Genomic DNA, 21,259 nt, shown 5'->3' on the forward strand with positions numbered 1-21,259 from the left:
TTTTATATTGTTAGTGACGATACGTTTCCTTGGGAAATTTTGCGTCAGTAGGGCCGGAGCTTCCCAGAAAATGGTCGGCACACATTGAAAGATGTCAATAGTCAATATTGTTTTGTTTGGTGCCCAAGACTTGAGATGAAGAATAGTCAGAGAACATGGCGATTTGCCCCTAATGTATTGCAATCACTGATTGTGGCTATTTTGTGCATTGGCTTGGCTAGTGCGTCAGCCATGGGAGCGCGAATGCCTGCTTCGTTCCCACTACACTCTTCTAACGGAGGAGATGGGCAATCTAGTTTGGAATCTTCTTCTGAATCATCTCAGTCGTCATCCGACGTTAGGCTGATTGCCCGTGCTTTGCCTGGTGTCTATGCGGTGCCATCAACCTGCTCAGTCCCGATCATTCCTTCAATCATTACTGAAGAGGAAATTCAATTACGGCAGTATCAGACTGATTTTGCTAAATATATAGAGGAGCAAGCAGAGTTAGATCGCCAGGCAGCCCTAACTGCTAAACGGGATGTACTGTCGATTGAAAAATTTCGACTTGATTGCGAAATCATGGTGCTGCACGCTAAGCAGTTGCTGGAAGCAAAGGATATGGCATTACCTCTTTCTGAACCAACGGTAACCTCTCAGGAAGTTGCATTTCGGAAACGCCAGTTTCAAATTGCTAAGGAAATTGACAATGACGAAATCATTGCCCATGAGGCTGGTGTTGCATCTCTAAATCGAGTCTGGACTGCCAGACGTGAGCGCATAGATGCCGAAATTTTACTGCTCCAAGCTACGGTTCAGCAGGAAGCGCAGGATAGACAACGTGATTCTGCCATTAATCGAGAGCTAACTACAGATGACATCAATGGGGCTGAGGTTGAGTAGTCTTTAGCGTGTCTGATGGTGGTGATCGCAAACAGGAATGCCCCCGTATGTACTCAATGGTACCCATGGTGTTCTCTCCCTGGGGGTACCATTGCGAGAATATTCAATATTAATCTGAATTATTTCTGGGTACCACATTCAAGCTTCGCAACATCATATTTAAACCAAAAAGAAATGATTGATTAAAAAAGTTTCTGTAAACTTCACCGTTCTATCCGGATTGTTTCCTCCGACGATAACGTTTCCATAAACCCATCTTTACCTGGAAGCATTACTTTGTCTGTCGGGCTAGCGTTTACTACTGCTTGGGGGACACGGTTCTACTGAACTGTTATACGGAGCTAGTTATGCTCATCGCGTTGCCTGCTTTTAAAGTCAGGCTTCCTGTTTATCATGCCAAGTTTTATTCCTATCCGACGGGTACTGCTGATGAGGCTTGGGTGCAAGGTATAACTGCCCTGACAATGAGATCCTTCGTTCAAACGTAACAACAGTCGCCCGCCATGGGGAGCAGCTCATCAGCCTATCTTCTCCCCTGGGGCCATGGAAATGTAGTCCGCTAGCAATTATTTAATTTCTGGGAGAAACCATGACGGATTTTTTAGAGAGAATTGGTAGTTTTACCAGTGATATTGGTGCTGAGATTGCGGCCTTTGATTCAGCTACCAATGCTGTGTTCATGGTGAGTGGTGATACTGAAGTACAGTTGCTGAGCCTGGCTGACCCCCATAACCCTGATCTGCTTAGTGTGTTAGATGTTGCGGATTTTATTCCTAACATTGATGGGGTAAACAGTGTCGCGGTTGCCAATGGGGTGGTTGCGATCGCAGTTAGTGCTGACCCTCAAACCGACCCTGGTTTTGTCGCGGTTGCCGACATCGACGCTGTGATCGCGGGTGAGCCTAACGCATTCCAGGTTGTGCAGGTGGGGGCTTTGCCCGACAACGTTGTCTTTAGCCCTGATGGGACCAAGCTGCTGACCGCCAACGAAGGCGAGCCCGATGACGGTGTGGACCCCAACGGGTCCATTAGCATTATTGACATATCCGGTGGCTTGACCGGTATTTCTCAGGCAAGTGTCACCACTGTTGGGTTTGAAGCCTTCAACGGTCGTGAGAACGACCTACGGGCTGATGGTGTGCGCATCTTTCCCGATGCCACAGTTGCTCAGGATCTTGAACCCGAGTATGTGGCGGTTTCTCCCGATGGCACCCAGGCATTTGTCACACTGCAAGAAAACAATGCCCTGGCTGTGATCAATCTGGCAACGAATGAAGTTGAGGGGATTGTTCCCCTGGGGCTTAAGGACTTTAGTCAGGTAGGCTTAGATGCTAGCGATCGCGATGGCGGCATCAACATCGATACCGAACCTGTGTTTGGCATGTACATGCCAGACTCCATTGCCTCCTTTGAGGTGAATGGTCAAACCTTCTACATCACCGCTAATGAAGGTGATGACCGGGGAGATGCAGACGAAGATGCCCGTGGCGATGCGATCCGTGTGGGTGATTTAGGTGACGTTACCTCCTTTGGCCGTAGTGGATTGTCCCTCGACGAGCGCTTTGATCCAGCCATCGCTGACGACGAAAATCTGGGCCGCCTAACAATTTCCTCCATCGACGGCGACATTGATGGCGATGGCGACATCGATCAGCTGTTCTCCTACGGGGCTCGCTCTTTCTCCATCTGGGATGACAATGGCAACCAGGTGTTTGACAGCGGTAGCCAGATTGCTGAGATTACGGCTGAACTGACTCCCGATCTGTTTAATGCCAACGATGGTGACCCCGCTGAGGTTGACAACCGCTCTGACAACAAGGGGGCTGAGCCTGAGGCAGTTACGGTGGGCGAAATTGGTGGTCGTCCCTTTGCTTTTGTGGGTCTAGAGCGGGCTGGCGGGGGTGTGTTGGTGTATGACCTGAGCGATCCCACCAACCCTGAATTTGTGCAGTATGCCCGCAGTGATGAGGATATTGCCCCTGAGGGTTTGACCTTTATCTCGGCAGAAGACAGCCCCACCGGTCAGCCGTTGCTAACAATTGCCAACGAAGAGTCCAATACCTTCGCAGTGTATGAAACTAATGTGCAGGCTGCTACCATCTCTGAGATTCAGGGTGCAAGTCATGTCTCTCCGTTAGAAGGTGAGTTGGTACAAACCGAAGGTATTGTCACAGCCGTTGACTTCCGTGGCTTCTATGTGCAATCTGCTGTTGATGATGGCAATGATGCCACATCCGAAGGCTTGTTTATCTCCACTAGCGGCAGTCCCACCGTTAGCATTGGGGACGAGGTGCGTCTGTTTGGTGAAGTCAGTGAAGTGGTTTCTCGCACCAACGAACTCTCTACTACCCAGCTCATTGATCCAGATGTGGTCATCCTCTCCTCTGGAAATGATTTACCAGAAGCCACGGTGATTGGTGAAAGCGGCCGAGTTGCGCCCAGTGAAATTGTCATCAGTGATGATGAACTACCGGTCAACCTACAGGAACCCGGTGGCAACTTTGACCCCGATGAAGATGCCATTGACTTTTACGAGAGTTTAGAGGGCATGCGCGTTACGGTTGAGGATGCAGTGGCTGTATCTCCCACCCGGGTATTTGGTAGATTCTCTGCTGAGGCGGTTACCTTACCTAACCAGGGTGCAGGCGTCACTCCTGAAGATGGTTTGACTGCGCGGGGCAGCATTAATCTCAACTCTGGTCCTGATAATACAGGCGATCAAAATCCCGAGCGGGTGCAGATTCAGTTTAATCCCAACCTGTTGCCTGAGGGCTTTGATACTCCTGCTCTCACCGTGGGCGATCAGCTGGGTGATGTGACCGGTGTTGTTGGCTATAGCTTTGGCAACTTTGAGGTAAATGTTACCGAAGAGTTTGACATTACCCCCAGCGGTCTAGAGCAGGAGGTTACTGATCTGGTAGGTGGCGACAATGATCTCACTGTTGCTAGCTACAATGTGCTCAACCTGGCCGCCGACGGTACTGATACAGCACAGTTTGAACTGTTGGGTCAGCAAGTGGTTAACAATCTCAATAGTCCTGACATTATTGCTTTGCAAGAGATTCAGGATGACAGCGGTGTGACCAATGACGGCACCGTGGATGCGACGGCCACATTACAGGCTTTGGTGGATGCGATCGCAGCTGCTGGCGGTCCCACCTACGAGTTCTTCGACGTGGCTCCAGAAGATGGCACCCAGGGCGGCGTTCCCGGTGGCAACATCCGCAACGCTTACCTGTACAACCCCGACCGGGTCACCCTAGACTCCTTTGCCACTATCGATCAAGCCCCTGCCTTTGATGGCACTCGCCTGCCACTGGTGGCCAACTTTGAGTTTAACGGCAATCTGGTGACCGTGGTCAATAATCACCTCACCTCTCGCTTTGGTTCTTCTCCTGTTTACGGCGGACCTCAACCCTTTGTACAAGCAGGCGAAGAAGAACGCGAAGCCCAAGCTCAGGCTCTCAACGATTTTGTAGACAACATTGTGGCCACCAATCCCGATGCCAAGGTAATTGTGTTGGGCGACCTCAATACCTTTGAGTTCACCAACGACCTGGCTGAGATTCTGCCCGGTACTGGCGATGAGCGAGTGCTAACCAACCTGGTGGATCAAGCTGTTGCCGATGATGATGCCTACACCTTTATCTTTGATGGCAACAGTCAGGTTCTGGACCACATATTTGTCACCGACTCGTTGTTAGACGGAGCCGAATTCGACATCGTGCATGTCAATAACGACTTCCCCCGCGATGACAACGGTGCACAGTTTACTGACACTGTTGTGGCTAGTGACCATGAACCTTTAGTAGCAAGATTTACCTTAGAAGAAACTGTGACTGCACCCTCTACCTTTACCCTACAGCTACTCCATGCAGCGGACCAAGAAGCTGGCATTCCTGCTTTAGAAGATGCCCCCCGATTCTCCGCCGTCCTTAACGCCCTGCGGGATGACTTTGATAACACCATTACCCTGTCATCCGGTGATGCCATTATTCCTGGCTTGTTCTTCTCCGCCAGTGAAGAGGCTTTTGGCGGTGCCGGTCGTGCTGACATTCTGATTCAGAATGAACTCGGATTTGAGGCCATCGCCTTTGGTAACCATGAGTTTGACCTGGATACCGACCTGGTGCGCGACCTGATTGCCGGTGCTGAAGATGACCCCACGACACCAGACGTAGATGAGTCATTTGAGGGTGCTCTGTTCCCCTATCTCAGCTCCAACCTGGACTTCAGCACCGATGAAAATCTGGCAGACCTGGTAGTCCCCGACGATCAGGCTCCTGAGCCCAACAGCATCGCAGCCACCACGGTGATTGACGTGGGGGGTGAACAGATTGGCGTTGTCGGTGCCACCACCCCCACCATCAACAATGTGAATGTTCGCATCTCTAATCCTGGTGATGTGACTGTTTTACCCCAGCCCTTTGATGGTGTACCTACGTCTGAGCAGCTGGATGCCCTAGCAGCAGAGATCCAGCAAGACGTGGATGAGATGCTGGCCCTCAACCCTGGGTTGAACAAGGTGATTGTTCTCTCTCACATGCAACAAATTGGCATTGAGCAAGAGCTGGCCACGCGTCTAAGTAATGTGGACGTAATTGTTGCCGGTGGGTCTAACACCCGTCTGTTTGATGAAAACGACCGTCCCCGTGATGGTGACACTGACCAGGGCACTTACCCCATTTTCACCACCGATGCTGATGGTAATCCCGTCGCCATTGTCAATACCGATGGCAACTACAAGTATGTGGGTCGTTTGGTGATTGACTTTGATGAGAATGGCATCATTATCCCTGAAAGCTATGACTCTGAGGTGAGCGGTGCCTATGCCACTGACGAACAGGGTGTGGCTGATCTGAATGCAGAGAACTTGGTGGATCCTGACATTCAGGAGATTGTCGATGCCCTGGAAGAGGTGATTGTTGCTAAGGAAAGCAATGTCTTTGGGGTTAGCGATGTGTACCTCAACGGTGTGCGCGGCAGCGTACGCACCCAAGAAACTAATTTGGGTAATCTGACGGCGGATGCAAATCTTGCGATCGCAAAAGAAACTGATTCCGATGTCGTTATCTCCATCAAGAACGGTGGCGGTATCCGTGATGACATCGGTCGCGTCGTTGTTCCCGCCGGTGGCACTGGTGAGCCAGAGCTGCTACCCAACGAAGAGATTCCTGGAGTGAAACCCGAAGGTGGCATTTCTGAAAACGACATTGTCAATAGCCTGCGGTTTAACAATGGCCTTACCCTGTTGACAATTACCGCCGAAGAATTGCTTGCCGTTATCGAACACGGTATTGCCGCCAGCAGCCCCGATGACAGCAATACCCAAGGACGCTTCCCCCAGGTAAGTGGTTTAGAATTTAGCTTTGACCTGACAGCTGACCCCAATGACCGGGTACAATCTCTAGTTGTTCTTGACGAAGACGGCAACGACGCCGATGTGATTGTTCAAAATGGTGAACTGGTGGGTGACCCCAGCCGCACCTTCCGCATGGTTACCCTTAACTTCCTAGCAGGCGGTGGCGATGGTTATCCCTTCCCTGACCGCGATGTAGTCCAGCTAGCCCAAGAAGACGATGCGGCCCGTACCGGTGCGGCCACATTTGCCCCCGATGGTTCTGAGCAAGATGCATTGGCAGAATATCTAGCCGCCAACTTTGGCACAGAGGAGACTGCCTTTAACAATGCGGATGCTGGTCGAGAAGAGGATACTCGCATCCAGAACCTGGCCTTCCGTGAGGATACCGTTATTGATGGCGGTAGCAATGGCGGCGGTAATGGCGGTGTTGAGCCCGATGCCGATGTTGTCGGTACCGACGCAGCTGATACCCTCGCAGGTGGTGAGGGTGACCAAACCATTAGCGGTGGCGATGGTGATGACATTCTTCGCGGTGACCTCAACAACCGCTATCCCCAGGGCCGTAGAGGTGGCAATGATGCCATCTTTGGCGGTGCCGGCAATGACCGTATCGGCGGTAAGGGCGGTGACGACCTGCTGTTTGGGGATGAAGGCGATGACCTGATCTGGGGTGACGACGGCGATGACCTGCTCCATGGCGGCGTCGGCAACGACACTCTCACTGGCGATAACTTCTCCGGTGGTCAAGGTAGTGATACCTTTGCCTTTGCAGTGGGTCACGGCACTGACACCATTACTGACTTTGAAGTCGGTACCGACTTTATTGGTCTGCTGGGAGATTTAAGCTTTGGAGCCATCACCCAGACAGTGCAAGGCAATGATTTGTTGTTAAGCACGGGGGGTGAGAATCTAGCTGTGGTTCAGAACGTAACAACTTTATTGGATGAGACGTCCTTTACTCAGCTAATTGCTTAATGCTCTATTAGCAGGCATTCAGGGTGGTTGGTTTAAGCGGTAGCATCTTCTACAGCGAACCAATCGTCCCGAATGCCAGCAAGGAGTGACTTAAAAACAGGGTGATGCGTCATTGCCTCGCGCATCACCCTGTTTTTATAAGCGGCCCCTCCGACTCCGCTCATTGAAGTGTTGGCTAACTCTATTGGAGATACTATGCGTTAGGCTTGCCCATGCCCATAGGGTTATAGCAACGGTATAACGGTCAAAACAGCAGCTGCCTAGCCGTATAAATCCCGTAGGTAGGTACAACTGTCAAATGTGACGTATGAGCACCTATCCACCATACTTAACTGTCAAATGTGACGGATAACAACCTGTTTTCCCGGAGTTATACGTCAAGAGTTGCATATAAGTTCTGTAAATAAGGATGTTATTACCTAACACTGACGGATAAGATCCGGAAATATGGATCTTATCCGTCAGATCTGACACTGAATATATAGTTATATGGATTCTATACCTGCTGTGACTCTCCGGAAAGTGGGTATCCTTGACTGCATATATCCTTGAGACATTAAGAAATAGGTTAAGTGAACTTCGATGTCAGAGTCTCTTCTTGGTTTAACTGTCACTAGGGCTATCCCACCAGAGGTTATAACAGGGCTACTTACTGGACAATATAAGCAATACGGTGGAGTGATTCGATGGGCTAGTGGCACTGAGAATGCGGGGCAAATTGTTCGGCATTTGCTCCCAGTAGCCAGTCAATCACTGACATCACCATTATTTGCTCCGATGACTAGTGCTTTAGGAGCAGTGAATACGTATCAGCTACATAGGCTATCTGGGCAAGTTGGTAATCTTACAGCAAGCGTCAACCAACTATTCCAGATAGCACATGGAACTATGCTTTTGTCAGGATTAAATTTAGCTGTTTGCGCTGTCGGCTTCACTGTACTAAATGCAAAGCTTAAAAAGCTTGAGGGAAAATTAAATGAAATTCAGCAAGAAGTTAAGGCAATCCGCGCTTTACTGGCACTTGAGGAGAGGGCAAAGCTTGGTGCTGCATTGCGTGATTTGCTCAGCATAGCCGATGTAAAAAATCTTAATCATCGTCACACAATACTCTTCAATGCAAAAAATGTTTTTGCTCCAGTTAGTATTAAGTATAAAGAGCTTTTGCAAAATGCCGACACTATAGAAACGGCAATGGCTTACGAAGAGTATTTCTGTCTTACGTCTTTAGCGCATGCCCACTGCTTAGCTGAGTTAGAAATGCTAGATATGGCATTTAGGGATATTCTAGAAACTCATATTTTCTGGAAAGAGCAATCCAGGCGAATTGCTAATGATCTACTCTTATCTAATAACCCCGAACGCTTTCTCTTTAGCGACTTTTCTCAAGATTTACCTGTTTCAACCTTGGCAGACTGGTTAGATTTTGCTTATGGCGAAGAAAAAGGTTACGGATGGATTGATGAACTGAGAGCTAAAACTCGTCCTTGGTATTCAGAAGATGGTTACGTTGAGGTTGGTAAAGGTGCTGAAAAGATTACATCTTCCTTATTTAACTTGGCCAGCCGATATACAGGACAGGTTGTAGAAGAAGAAACAGACCGACAACAAACAAAAGTGCTACCTTCTTTTCAAAAACTTGTAGCTCGTAATAATGTCTTAGAAGGCTATGTTGAGCAATATAGATTACTAGAAGCATCAGGTACTACTCCTACAGACTTTGAAACACAAATTGCTTCAATAGCTCAATCTGAAGCAGTTGATGGATACCTGATTTTAGAGCCTTCAAGTTAAAATGGGTAAATCTTGATTAATGAGGACATTTTCTAAGTAAACTACTGGGAGGTCGTACATGGAAATGCGTACAATTACAGTCCGTGTAGATACGGACACAGCAAGTGCCTATGAAGCGTCGTCGGAGATAGATCGACGCAAAATCGATTTACTACTTAACCTCAAATTGAAAGAGGTGATCAGAAAAATCCGGTCCTTAGAAGAAGTAATGGAAGATATGAGTCGCAAAGCTCAGGAACGAGGATTAACTCCAGAAATACTTGATGCTATATTAGCCGAGTCGTAAATTGCGTTGCATTTTTGATACTAACACTATAATTAGCGCTCTTCTTTTCAAGAATTCAGTACCAGGGAGGGCACTTTACTTTGCCTTAGCTAATGGAATTATTTTGATTTCTTCAGAAACTATTGCTGAATTGGCTGAAGTTATCAATCGTCCAAAATTTGACAAATACTTAACACTCGATGAGCGTGAAGAATTTTTAGAAGCACTTCTCTTAAGAGCAGAACTCATCGAAGTGTTGGAAGATTTAAAGATCTGTAGAGATCCTAAAGATGACAATTTTCTGAATCTCGCAGCAAGCGGTAAAGCGAATTACATTGTTACTGGGGATGAGGATTTATTAGTTTTGGGAACGTATCGTGGTGCTCAAATACTTAATGCGAAGAGTTTCCTAGAATCTTTTAGTTAGTAGTCTATCCATATAACCCTGCGCAGGAGCGGACGGAATGTATAATCCTGGCATAGATGAAAAAAGTGTTGACCGCCGCTCAGCTCCTCGTTATGCCAATTGGCGGATGAATACCTTAGGATCAGGATATCATCGAAGCTCAAAAAACATGATCGATGACGCGTTGCAAATCACAGGAGGAGTTTGGTGCGTGGTGGCAAACATCAAACGCGATCACCCATATGGCGAAGGTGGTATTGAATCGAAATCTGGAACTAGACAATTTCGTGGCGGCACAAAGGTTTACATTGGCGGTTGTTACGCTGGGACTTGCGACGGTGTGGTGTGCGTTGGGCTTCATCGCAAGAGCCGAAAATTCATAACCTGCGTCGTTAGTGTAATGCACGTTGAGAATTTTCGCCCCAAGGTCGCGTATCATCCAGAAGTTGTTCGACAGCTAAAGGAAGATGAACGATGCTGGTTCCAGACTCAAGAGGATGCCCAGAACTGGGCCGCTGCATTTCCGAACTGGCAAGAGATTTGGCGACCGAACAAAACTTCCAATATGGATGAACCGACGCTATAACTATGATACGTTGTTACCTCTTTGGGTATCAATCGTGGCATAACATGCCAATGGACCCAGGGAGAATTCGTTCAAGGTATAAAAACTACAATGCCTGAATAACTTATGTTTGAGGTGTTGAGAATGTCGGTCAGTCTAATCGAAGAATTGAAAACTATTCGTGATTTTCGCTCTGGCAAAGGTCGTCGATATCCTCTTTGGTTGATCTTGTTGCTGATTGTGATGGGGACAATGAGTGGTTGTCAGGGTTATGCCGCCTTGGAAGACTTTGGCATCCGTCACTACTCGGTCCTCTGTGACGCCCTAGAATTAACTCTGAAGAACAACCGATTACCCTCTGATACAACCTTTCGACGGATCTTGGAGCGTCTTAACTTTCAAGTCCTCAATGCTCATTTTGAACGGTGGGCCATGCAATATACCGATATCAATGCCAACGATTGGATGAGTCTCGATGGCAAAAGTATTAAAGGGACTGTTATTGAGGGTGGCACAGAGTATCAAAATTTTGTCACCTTAGTGTCGTTATATGCCCAATCTCAAGAGACGGTGCTGGCTACCGAGAAATTTGAAACCCATCAGACGAATGAAATCAAGGCTGTCCAAACCCTCTTAGATCGTCTGCATCTGACCTCGGTGGTGTTCACCCTGGATGCTATCCATGCCCAAAAAAACAACTGAACAAATAATAGACGATGACAATGACTATGTGATTACCCTCAAGGCGAATCAACCCACCCTCTATCAACAGGCACAGCTGACAGTCAATGCGGCCATCCAAGCCAGTGACTATGACCAGTTCATTGAAATTGACACGAGTCGTAATCGGTATGTTTGTTGGATTGTTAACGTTGTTAAAGACCTGACGAATATTGACCTGGATTGGCCAGGTCTATCCTCAATCATTGAGGTCACCCGCTGTGGTCTCAGAGAAGGCAACCTTTTCCATGAAGTTCATTACTATATCAGTTCCCTACAGGCTACGGCTGAATCCTTTGCTCAAGGCATTCGGGGGCATTGGGGGATTGAAAATCTAGTGCATTGGGTCAAAGATGTGGTCATGGGAGAAGACCACGCTCCCTTTGCCGCGTTCAATGCCGCGACCAACTGGTCCATTATTCGAAATATGGTCATCAATGTTGCACGGCATAATGGCTATCATTCTTTGACCAAAGCTAGGCGATTCTTAGCTCATGACATTCCAACAATTCTTTCCTTTCTTAAATGAATTCTCCCTGTGCCAATGGACCCAAGCCGCAGTTCGGGCCGCTTTTAATATTAAATTTAATCGCTGCGACTGGTTAATCGCAGGCGTTATACAGGTTTGAGCTTAAACGATCGCCCCTGCCGTGAGTAGAACCCATGAAGGGCGATATCAACTCTTGCTCACCCTCACTACCATCACCCTGCTGGGGGCCTGCCGTGAGTAGAACCCATGAAGGGCGATATCAACTCATCTATCCATCTCCTTGTACGTCATTATCTTTTGATTCAAAACAAAGAACGATTGTTCGTCGATTGGCCCTAGTTCGATGCTTGACAGTTTTGGGAATTGTCATCATTTGGCCCGAACTTAGCCTTTCAGTTCGATCTTCTAAATCAATGAATAATTCTCCATCAATGACAAAGAAAAATTCATCACTGTTAGTGTGAGAGTGCCAGTGAAATTCTTTTTGGGTAACGCTGAGTCGAACAACATGATCATTGATATCGCTGACCTCAAAGTTTTTCCACTCCTCTCTGATATCTTCTGTCAAATTGTTTATATCTAGCTTCTGTAGCTGCCCAAGTTGACCCAACATTATATTTCCTCCATTTATTCAAGACGTTAAATTTGTGAGCCCCTATAAAGCTTCGCCAAGGATAGAGAGTGCAATATTTGTCATTGTGCTTTTAATGCCAGGGATTGCACGAAGATGATCCAGAAAATCCTGGAGAGATTTTGTTGAAGATGCATGAACTTTTAGAAGCAAACACCATTCACCAGTAACACGATGACATTCTTCAACAAATACTTCATCATTACTCAGCGCTTTGATCTCTGCAAATACTTCTGTGCAGGGAGTTAAATCAATGCCGATCCCAATGAAAACAGTTAAAGATAATTCAATCGCACTCCAATCTATTAATGCTGTGTAACCACGGATGACTCGATTTGCTTCTAATCGCTTGAGTCGTTCATGAATAGCCGGTCTAGAGAGATTCACGGCTCGTGCAATTTGCTCTTGGCTAAGCCGACTATTCTGCCGTAAAAGGCTGATAATCTGTCGGTCGGTTATATCCATCTCTAGAATTATCAAACTAAAGTTGTATACATAGGCAATTTTATCAACGCTTCGTCATCAAACTTAAGCCCTAAAATATATTGTTGTAAATAAAAATACTCAAAGTCTGACGAAACGTCATTTGCTGTAGGGGCAATATCTGTTTAAGCAGCTCTGGGCTGACGAAACGTCAGCTTGGGATAAGAGAGTGAACCGCATAACACTACGTTGGAGCGGTTTGAGCGGAAAGTATCGGCTAAGATTGGAAAGTACTGCACAGCCGCACAACTTCGACGTTAGCTGTCACTGCTGAGCTTGTGCTTAGGGCAGCCATGGGTGCTGTTATCGCTGGCTAAACATATGCCTCCTAGGGGTATAGATCTTCTTTAGATGATTTGATAGTTTGAGGCTGTGTTAATCACAGTATCAAGCTTATGCTTTTAGGCTGTCGCATAGTTGAAATGCTGCATAAGTGCATTTTTTGAACTGTTGACTGCGTCTCAGTTCTGCCTGTCCATAGGCAGCATATTTTGTTTTGTTGAGAGAGGATTCAGAACTTATGGCTTACAAGCTTCCGGTTTTACCTTACGACTACACCGCTCTTGAACCTTACATCTCAAAGAGCACCTTGGAGTTTCACCACGACAAGCATCACGCAGCTTACGTCAGTAAGTTCAATGCCGCTGTTCAAGGGACAGACTTAGACAACAAGCCCATTGAAGATGTCATTAAAGCAATCGCAGGCGATGCTGAAAAAACCGGAGTGTTTAACAACGCTGCCCAAGCTTGGAACCATACCTTTTATTGGAACAGCATGAAGCCAAATGGTGGCGGTAAGCCCACAGGCGATTTGGCCAAGAAAATTGAGACTGATTTTGGTAGCCTTGAGAAATTTGCAGAAGCTTTCAAAACTGCTGGGGCCAGTCAGTTCGGCAGTGGCTGGGCTTGGTTAGTCTTGGATAACGGCACACTCAAGGTGACAAAAACCCTGAATGCCGATAACCCTCTCACCCATGGACAGGTTCCTCTACTGACCATGGATGTCTGGGAGCATGCTTACTATTTAGATTACCAAAATAAGCGACCTGACTACATTGGAGCCTTCTTAGATAACCTGGTGAATTGGGATTTTGCCGCTCAAAACCTCGCAGTGGCCTAAGGAATACAGAGTCTATGCTATCTTCTTCAAATCCTAGTGCCAATCTGACTCTGTAGTTTGGCTTGAGGTCTTACTACACAGCTCTACCTCAGCGGGGTGGAGCTGTTCAATAATGCTTATACAACCTAGTCATGATGTTGAACCCTGATTTCCCTCATATTATTTGGTCGTTTACTTACCGAGAATGGCGGCTAGATGTAGACCAAAGTGAGGAAAACGGTCAAATCTTTTATTCCGTATGGGCAAATTACAAGATGGGCTGTGCTGTCGCTGTCCCCTGTGCTTTAACCCGAACAGATGCTATCAAGAGAGCTAAGAAATACGTTGATGCTCGATTGAGGCACCCTTCTATCAATATTGTGTGAGAACGAAATGGTTTAATCATGATAATGACCTTTCTTGTTTATCGGAATTAGTCAGAAATATCCGTTGAACAGAAAAGCTCGCTCCATTTTGAAAGATCGTCAGGGCGATCTTTGTTACCATTCTCCTCGCTACGATGACCGCTGAGAGTTTTCTGTTTATGGTTTTGCTTCGCTACAATAACGGTCTTATACTTTGAGTGATTCTCTTCAGAATGCGCTGGCGGTCGGTCGGACAATAATTTGGGTTCGTCGTGCCCCTAGAACAACTTTCGCACCGTTCTGGGCCAGCAACTTGGCGCTCACTTCGCCAATACCACTACTGGCTCCCGTGATAGCAATGATTTTGTTTTTTGCATTTAACATGATGACTTTCCTTATGTACGACACAATGGCTCGAACCGGCAATAGAGCCATTGCCTTATCCTTTCATTGCGTTTTTGGATGAGTTCATCATAGGTTTGGCGCAGCTAACTCTAAATACACAAACCTCGCAGATTATTGCCTAATTTTCTCAAGCATGCGATCGCTGACTATGAAGCCGTGAACGTTCATAACCTGTAAATCCAACGTCGCTAAGACTGTATTGCCCATAGCACCGGATCCACAGGGTCAGGAAAAGTAGGCATAGTCAGCCTTAATCCTCCGCTAGCTTTGGATTTTTTGGGTTTTGCCCATGGTGAAGGCTTCATAACTTATTTTTATTTGCCCTTACTAAATTTGACATCCTCTTGATACTTACAGCTTTCAATTTAGTTAAAATCTTACCAGGGTCAGCATTTTCGCGTAGGAATTGTTTAGCCGTTTTACAGAAACCATGACTGATCGCCTGATACCCTCGGGAGTACACCAATCAACACCTGCCTTTATTGCCTTAGCTGATGGTGAGCAGGTGGTGCAAGACGACACTATTATTGATTCCACGGCTACTGCCATCGTGAATTTCATTCTGGCTGAGGATGGTAGTGGTCTGACTTACAAGATTCAACTCAACGGCCTAGCCCTCAAGGAAGATCCCCTCAGCCGCACAGCAGATAACGATGTTACTAAAATCCACTTCCATATAGGTGCACCCGGTACCAACGGTGGACATACCCTAAATATTTTTGGACGTCCTAGTGAAGACGACGATGATCTCGTTGTTGACTATGAAAACGGCATCATTACAGGTCTCTGGGAAGATAGTGACGCTAGAGACCTGAATGGTGATGGCGATACGGATGATGGTCCCGAGTCAAAACCCCTCAGCGATTTTCTTGAGGCTCTGAAGGCTGGCGAACTCTATATCCAGGTTCACGATGTTGCATCTGATAAGTTGGGGACGCCCGGTGCAGTGCGCGGTCAGATTACGCCTCTAAAATCAGAAAACAGCTTTACTCTCTTGGCTGAAGGTGAAAAGGTGGTGCAGGATACCGCAATTCCTGATGCAACGGCCACGGCCACGGCTACGTTTACGCCCCTCAAAGGGGGTGAGTTGCTGGCCTATCAAATCGAATTTGATGGTCTAGATCTAAAAGAGGTTCCAGCTAGCCGCACGGCAGATAATGATGTTACCAAGATTCATGTTCACCAGGGAGGTGAGGGCCAAAACGGTCCCCACGCTCTGAATATCTTTGGGAAGCCTAGCGAAGACGATAATAATCTTCTCGTTGACTATGGGAGTAACGTTATTACTGGTGTCTGGGGCGATGATGATGCCACTGACCTAAATGGTGATGGGGATACCGATGATGGTCCTGAAACCAAACCCCTGAGTCAACTGATTGACGAGCTAGAGGTGCGTCAGCTTTATCTACAGATTCATGATGTAGCTGCCGATAAGCTAGGTACTCCAGGGACTATTCGGGGGCAGCTGGATACTTCGGTGACTGAACCCAAGGCATCATCGCAGGAGATTTTTGTTGCGATCGCAAACGGCCCCCAGGTTGTTCAAGATCCAACCATCACCGATGGCACCGGCACCGCCAAAATCACCTTTATCCTGGCAGAAGACGGCAGCGGTTTAGCCTACCAAATCAAACTCAACGGTTTCACCCTCAAAGCAGATCCCGCCGCTCGCACCGAAGACCACGATGTTACCAAGATTCATATCCATGCGGGTGAACGCGGTGCCAACGGTCCCCACACCCTGAATATTTTCGGGTTACCCAGCGAAGACGACAATAATCTCGTGGTGGACTACGAAAACGGCATCATTACCGGCATGTGGGACAACAACGATGCCACCGACCTAAACGGGGATGGTGACACCAATGATGGTCCTGAAACCAAACCCCTCAGCCAGTTTATTCAAGCACTGCGGGCCGGGGACCTTTACATCCAAATCCACGACGCCGCTGCCGACAGACTGGGCACACCCGGCAGTGCCCGTGGCCAAATCACCCCCATCGACTCATTTGACAAGGGCATGATCAAAGCGGTGGGGGACGACCATGACGTCAGCGACTTAAGGGGTGATGGCGACACCAGTGACCCCAATGAGACCCAACCTCTTAGCCAGCCGATTGATGAGCTAGAAGCTGGGGATCTTGATCGCCAGATCCACGACGTAGTAGCTGATCAGCTAGGCACACCGGACACCATTCGCGGTCAGATTGAACAACCTCTCAAGGCAAATATCTTTACTCTGGTAGCCGATGGCGCACAAGTGGTTCAGGATGCAGTAATTCCTGATTCCACTGCCAGAGCAACCGCCACCTTTATCCTGGCGGAGGATGGCAGTGGCCTAGCGTACCAGATCAAACTGGACGGGATTGCCCTAAAACAAAACATTACTGATCGCACTGAACTCAATGATGTTACTCGCATTCACTTACATGTAGGTCCTGAAGGCGAAAATGGTCCCCATACCCTAAATATTTTTGGGCTCCCCAGCGAAGATGACGACAATCTTGTGGTGGACTTTGAAAATGGCATCATCACTGGTATTTGGAACGATAGCGACGCTACCGATCTAAACGGAGATGGTGACACCAATGACGGTCCAGAGACGAAACCCCTCAGCGAGTTTATCGATGAGCTGCAATCCGGCAAACTCTACATTCAGATTCACACCGTTGAGTCCGACAAGTTGGGAACCCCCGGTGCAATTCGCGGGCAAGTGACACCCTTGTTCGACTCAGACAAACGTTTGCTGACGACGCCACCGACAGAAACCCTTATCGGTACTGATGCTGGTGACACCATTGTTGGTGGCCCCGGTAACCAACGTATTCGCGGTAAGGGTGGCAATGATACCTTAAGGGGCGGACCCGGCAACGACCGGATTTTGGGTGACGATGGCCACGATATCCTCAAAGGCGGCACGGGTGACGACACCCTCAAAGGTGGAGATGGCAACGACGAGCTAGAGGGTAGTACCGGTAACGATCTGCTTAACGGTGAGGCGGGTAATGACAAGTTGTTTGGTGGCCAGGACAATGATGCGCTCAAAGGCGGTAATGGCGATGACATCTTGAAAGGTGGCATGGGCGACGACTATATTTCTGGCAACAATGGCGATGATTTCCTCCAGGGCGGCATTGGTGACGACACCTTGAAAGGCGGCAGCGGTAACGATGATCTAGATGGTGGTGTTGGTGACGACTCGCTGAAGGGTGAGGCGGGCGACGACAAGCTATTTGGTGGCCAGGGCGATGACACCCTTAAAGGCGGCAGCGGCAATGATGTTGTAAAAGGTGGTATGGGTAACGACCATCTTTCGGGTAACGTCGGCCACGATATTATTCAGGGTGGTATCGGTAACGACATCCTAAAAGGTGGCGAAGGTAACGACGTGTTACTGGGTAGTTCAGGCAATGACGTCTTAGACGGTGGTGCTGGTGATGATCAGCTCTCTGGCGGTAAAGGCTATGACACCTTTATCTTGATGATTGGCGGCGGTATTGATACCATCACTGATTTTGCAGTTGACATCGACCGCATTGGCCTATCCAGCGGTCTGAGCTTTAATCAACTCACCCTATCGGGGAATGACATCATTGCTGGCAACGAAGTGTTAGCAACTCTGAAAGGTGTGGCCACAGAAGAGCTTACAGAGAATAGCTTTACCAATCTCTAGATTCTGTAGCGCTAAAACAAACGCAGCTGAGGGCTAACTCAGCTGCGTTTGTTTGCATTCACTTCAAAGACCAAGCTAACACTACATAAAAGAAGCTATTGTTGAGAACCGCTGGAGAATACCCCTTTTTACAGATATTTACCTAGGAAATCTAAAAATACAATTAAAACAGCCAGGGATCAAGGACGCATACATTCCTGTGCGCATAGGTTATATTCTTTGATAAGAGCACTTTTATAGCTTTTATCAATAGTTGTCTTTGTAAAAATACTTACACTCTTTAACTAGTTAAAATCTCCCATTAACCTCCCATTAACCTGTAAAAAGTTTGTTTGTGGAACCATAGGCTGTAGGGGATAAATGGGCTGAGCCAGATTACTGGTGCTGTCTGATTTTTTATTACACAAGTACTGCCAAATATGTTGGCTAATCGTCTTTCTATGTGGTCTAGCAAGCTCTTGCTAGGCGGTATCTCTATGGCAGCCTGCCTTGCTGGCACGTTTTCCATAGGTGCGTTTTTCGAATCAGCTTTAGCGAATTCAGATGGGCCAGTTCTTTTGGAGATGCCCATTTATAGTCGGACATCTAGCGATGACTTGATTAGTCGCGCTGAGTCTATGGTGAGCCAAGAAATTAACCAGCACTTTGATGCCGATCCCAGCTTGGCTGCGATCGAAATTGTTGTGTTGGGTAGTCGTAATGGCGATGTGATACCAGTTTTAACCACAACCGTTTCTCGGACACAGTGGCAAGAGAAACCGCAAGTCAGTGCTTGGACCAAGTACTACAGCGCATATGCTTTGATTCGACGACATGATAGCCAGTCGCCTCCCCAGGTGGCCGCTTCGCCATCTCGTCGTTCCTCGCCTGTTGCGTCGCGGGGGATTGCGACCCAGTTTGATCGACAGTTTGACGCCGGTCGACTGAATGGTAGAACTGTGCAGTCCTATGTGGATTTTGTGGATTAGCTGTTCACAACAAGGTGTCTTTGGTAAGAAAGGCTTCTCATTAGGAGACTGCAACTTGTCAGCTCTGAAGGGTCAGCTATGGAGGGTTTAAGCCCCCGTTCTTTGATAGTGCAACTACGATTCAAGAGAGGAGATCAAATTTCCATGCTTCATGATGAAATCCCCAGCAATCGCTCGGGCAATCGCCCTTTCCATGATGTATTGAAGGCAAACATGTCACGGCGCAATCTGCTAAAGCGCAGTGCTGTCTTGTCTGCCGCAAGTTTTGCTAGTGCGCTTGTAGGCAACGGTTTAACCAGTAAAACCGCCGCTGCAAGTTCTCCTGGAACTAGTTTAACCGAGTCTCTTTTTGCTCAGAGTCTTAGCCCTGACATTGGCTTTAGTCCAGTGACTATTGCAGAGGCTATTGTGGACAGCAGAGTGCCCCACATCTCCTCTGATTATCAGTACGATGTCCTGATTCCTTGGGGAACTCCACTGGAGTCTGGCGTCCCAGAATATGCAGGGGATCCGGTCAACCGAACTACCGCTGATGCTCAGCTAAAGCAAGTGGGTATTGGTCACGACGGGATGCACTTCTTCCCTGAGAATGGCACCAGCAATACAAAGGGTGTACTGTGCATTAACCATGAGTTTGGCCGTACTCCCCATGTCCTGGGCAAGGATCTTCCTGAGTCGCTGGCAGATGTTCGCACGATGGAGCATGCCCACGGCGTTGCCTGTGTGGAAATTCAGAAAGTTAACGGTACGTGGCAGGTTGTATTGGACAGCCCCAAGAATCGTCGAGTCACCTTCAACACACCGGTTGCTTTCAGCGGCCCTGCAGCCAATAGCTCTCTATTGCAAAACCCTGCTGGTAATGAGTTCAAAGGAACTGTCAATAACTGTGCCAACGGCTTCACACCTTGGGGCACTTACCTGACCTGTGAAGAGAACTTTAACGGTTACTTCAACAACTCTCAAGTCGACCAGTCTAACCCTCCCGATGATCCTGCGTTGGGTGAGGGGAGCCCTCTCACCGGGGCTGATGAGCGCTACGGTGTAACGGCTGAAGGCTTTGGGTATGCATGGGGCGGTAACAATGGCACCGTTTTTGATGTCCGTTGTGATACCTCTAATCCTGGTTATGTGAATGAGCGTAATCGTTTTGGATGGGTTGTGGAAATTGATCCAGAAAACCCAACTGCAAAGCCTGTGAAGCGGACGGCGATGGGTCGCTTTAAGCACGAAGGTGTTGGTGGGACCGTGGGTGCAGGTGGTCGTTACGTTGGTTACATGGGTGATGACCAGCGCTTCGACTACTGTTATAAGTTTGTGTCTCAGGCAAGTTGGCGTTCCATGGTTGCTCGCGGTCTGAGTCCATTGGACTACGGTAAGCTATATGTCGCGAAGTTCAATGATGATAATACCGGCGAGTGGATGGAAATTACATACAGTAATCCTGCCATCCGTGATGCTGTAGACGAACAGGGACAATCTCTATTTAGAAATCAGGGAGACGTCCTGGTATTTACTCGTGTGGCGGCTGACATCTTGGGAGCAACTCCCATGGATCGTCCTGAGTGGGTAACCGTCGGACCAACTGGTGATTGTTTCTGGGCGATGACCAACAACAGCCGACGTGAAACAGCGGATGCTGTAAATCTCCGGGCACCCAACCCCGATGGTTACATTCTGAAAACACGGGACTCAAATAATCACGTTGGCACCACATTTACCTGGGAACACGTCATCTTTGCAGATGAGACCCACGCTGAAGGCGATGAGCGGACGTTTAGCGATCCCGACGGTCTATGGGCTGACCCCGATGGGCGTTTGTTTATTGAAACCGATGGTGGTCAGCAGAAGGGTCTGCAAGACCAGTGCTTGGTTGCTAATCCTGAAACAGGTGAGATTCGTCGTCTCTTCGTTGGTGTGAGTGGTGATGAAATCACTGGTGTCGCATACACGCCTGATCGCAAGACTCTGTTCATCAATACCCAGCATCCCGGTAACGGCAATCCAGCGGCAACCAACTTCCCGGCACCGACGGATGGTATTACAATTCCTCGCGATTGTACGATTGTCATCACCCGTAAGGATGGCGGCATTGTTGGCTCCTAATTAGTATCCCACCCTGTTCTGGCTCAAACCAGAACAGGGCGAGCTTTGGGGGACCTGACGCAGTTTAGTCCATTTA

Annotated in this window: 12 protein-coding genes and 2 pseudogenes; 11 read left to right on the plus strand and 3 right to left on the minus strand. The window is 48.0% G+C overall.

All coding sequences use genetic code 11. The features are described from left to right. Window positions 1-135: 135 nt before the first annotated feature. The 7 genes and pseudogenes from DXZ20_RS20365 to DXZ20_RS38770 all read left to right on the plus strand — a co-directional run. Window positions 136-882 (plus strand): hypothetical protein, encoded by a 747-nt coding sequence (locus DXZ20_RS20365; protein WP_163700158.1) that lies wholly within the window; start codon window positions 136-138, stop codon window positions 880-882. 589 nt (window positions 883-1,471) lie between these two features. Continuing rightward, entirely contained in the window at window positions 1,472-7,219 is a 5,748-nt protein-coding gene (locus DXZ20_RS20370) for a choice-of-anchor I family protein (RefSeq protein ID WP_163700160.1), read from the plus strand. A gap of 582 nt (window positions 7,220-7,801) precedes the next feature. After that, entirely contained in the window at window positions 7,802-9,010 is a 1,209-nt protein-coding gene (locus DXZ20_RS20375) for a hypothetical protein (protein WP_163700162.1), read from the plus strand. A gap of 64 nt (window positions 9,011-9,074) precedes the next feature. Further along, complete coding sequence (locus tag DXZ20_RS20380) at window positions 9,075-9,296, plus strand: hypothetical protein (protein WP_348918713.1); 222 nt, start codon at window positions 9,075-9,077, stop codon at window positions 9,294-9,296. 1 nt (window position 9,297) lies between these two features. After that, window positions 9,298-9,702: a putative toxin-antitoxin system toxin component, PIN family gene (locus tag DXZ20_RS20385; protein WP_163700167.1), complete on the plus strand. Its 405-nt coding sequence runs from the start codon at window positions 9,298-9,300 to the stop codon at window positions 9,700-9,702. A 190-nt stretch (window positions 9,703-9,892) separates the two neighbouring features. Next, window positions 9,893-10,267 carry a hypothetical protein gene (locus DXZ20_RS20390; protein WP_163700170.1) on the plus strand — a complete coding sequence of 125 codons (375 nt, stop codon included), beginning with the start codon at window positions 9,893-9,895 and terminating at the stop codon, window positions 10,265-10,267. A 153-nt stretch (window positions 10,268-10,420) separates the two neighbouring features. Next, window positions 10,421-11,492 (plus strand): annotated as a pseudogene (locus tag DXZ20_RS38770) (ISAs1 family transposase); the annotation flags it as partial. A 232-nt stretch (window positions 11,493-11,724) separates the two neighbouring features. On the opposite strand, the gene DXZ20_RS20405 reads toward DXZ20_RS38770, so the two are convergent. Together DXZ20_RS20405 and DXZ20_RS20410 are read right to left on the minus strand one after the other, a co-directional pair. Beyond that, window positions 11,725-12,069: a cupin domain-containing protein gene (locus DXZ20_RS20405; RefSeq protein WP_163700180.1), complete on the minus strand. Its 345-nt coding sequence runs from the start codon at window positions 12,067-12,069 to the stop codon at window positions 11,725-11,727. A 42-nt stretch (window positions 12,070-12,111) separates the two neighbouring features. Further along, a complete protein-coding gene (locus tag DXZ20_RS20410; RefSeq protein ID WP_163700184.1) occupies window positions 12,112-12,552 on the minus strand; it encodes an Lrp/AsnC family transcriptional regulator in 441 nt (146 codons plus the stop codon). A 538-nt stretch (window positions 12,553-13,090) separates the two neighbouring features. Here DXZ20_RS20410 and DXZ20_RS20415 point away from each other — a divergent pair. After that, window positions 13,091-13,690, plus strand: a complete 600-nt coding sequence (locus DXZ20_RS20415; protein WP_163700187.1) for a superoxide dismutase — start codon at window positions 13,091-13,093, stop codon at window positions 13,688-13,690. A gap of 608 nt (window positions 13,691-14,298) precedes the next feature. Here the strand turns inward: DXZ20_RS20415 and DXZ20_RS20420 are convergent. Next, window positions 14,299-14,418, minus strand: a pseudogene (locus DXZ20_RS20420) (SDR family NAD(P)-dependent oxidoreductase); the annotation flags it as partial. A gap of 451 nt (window positions 14,419-14,869) precedes the next feature. On the opposite strand from DXZ20_RS20420, the gene DXZ20_RS20425 reads away from it, so the two are divergent. The 3 genes from DXZ20_RS20425 to DXZ20_RS20435 all read left to right on the plus strand — a co-directional run bounded on the left by DXZ20_RS20425 (window position 14,870) and on the right by DXZ20_RS20435 (window position 21,183). Continuing rightward, window positions 14,870-18,112 (plus strand): CHRD domain-containing protein, encoded by a 3,243-nt coding sequence (locus tag DXZ20_RS20425; RefSeq protein ID WP_163700190.1) that lies wholly within the window; start codon window positions 14,870-14,872, stop codon window positions 18,110-18,112. Window positions 18,113-18,552: 440 nt separating this feature from the next. After that, a complete protein-coding gene (locus tag DXZ20_RS20430; protein WP_163700192.1) occupies window positions 18,553-19,080 on the plus strand; it encodes a hypothetical protein in 528 nt (175 codons plus the stop codon). Window positions 19,081-19,224: 144 nt separating this feature from the next. Then, entirely contained in the window at window positions 19,225-21,183 is a 1,959-nt protein-coding gene (locus DXZ20_RS20435; RefSeq protein WP_163700194.1) for a PhoX family protein, read from the plus strand. Window positions 21,184-21,259: the final 76 nt, after the last annotated feature.

This window comes from Adonisia turfae CCMR0081 (assembly GCF_011009555.1).
Classification (GTDB): domain Bacteria; phylum Cyanobacteriota; class Cyanobacteriia; order Phormidesmidales; family Phormidesmidaceae; genus Leptothoe; species Leptothoe turfae.

Excerpts from the sequence above, each read along its gene's own strand:
- DXZ20_RS20365 (WP_163700158.1), top strand. The coding sequence starts at position 136 with ATGAAGAATAGTCAGAGAACATGGCGATTTGCCCCTAATGTATTGCAA.
- DXZ20_RS20370 (WP_163700160.1), top strand. The coding sequence starts at position 1,472 with ATGACGGATTTTTTAGAGAGAATTGGTAGTTTTACCAGTGATATTGGT.
- DXZ20_RS20405 (WP_163700180.1), bottom strand. The coding sequence starts at position 12,069 with ATGTTGGGTCAACTTGGGCAGCTACAGAAGCTAGATATAAACAATTTG.
- DXZ20_RS20415 (WP_163700187.1), top strand. The coding sequence starts at position 13,091 with ATGGCTTACAAGCTTCCGGTTTTACCTTACGACTACACCGCTCTTGAA.
- DXZ20_RS20380 (WP_348918713.1), top strand. The coding sequence starts at position 9,075 with ATGCGTACAATTACAGTCCGTGTAGATACGGACACAGCAAGTGCCTAT.
- DXZ20_RS20425 (WP_163700190.1), top strand. The coding sequence starts at position 14,870 with ATGACTGATCGCCTGATACCCTCGGGAGTACACCAATCAACACCTGCC.
- DXZ20_RS20375 (WP_163700162.1), top strand. The coding sequence starts at position 7,802 with ATGTCAGAGTCTCTTCTTGGTTTAACTGTCACTAGGGCTATCCCACCA.
- DXZ20_RS20430 (WP_163700192.1), top strand. The coding sequence starts at position 18,553 with ATGTGGTCTAGCAAGCTCTTGCTAGGCGGTATCTCTATGGCAGCCTGC.
- DXZ20_RS20410 (WP_163700184.1), bottom strand. The coding sequence starts at position 12,552 with ATGGATATAACCGACCGACAGATTATCAGCCTTTTACGGCAGAATAGT.
- DXZ20_RS20435 (WP_163700194.1), top strand. The coding sequence starts at position 19,225 with ATGCTTCATGATGAAATCCCCAGCAATCGCTCGGGCAATCGCCCTTTC.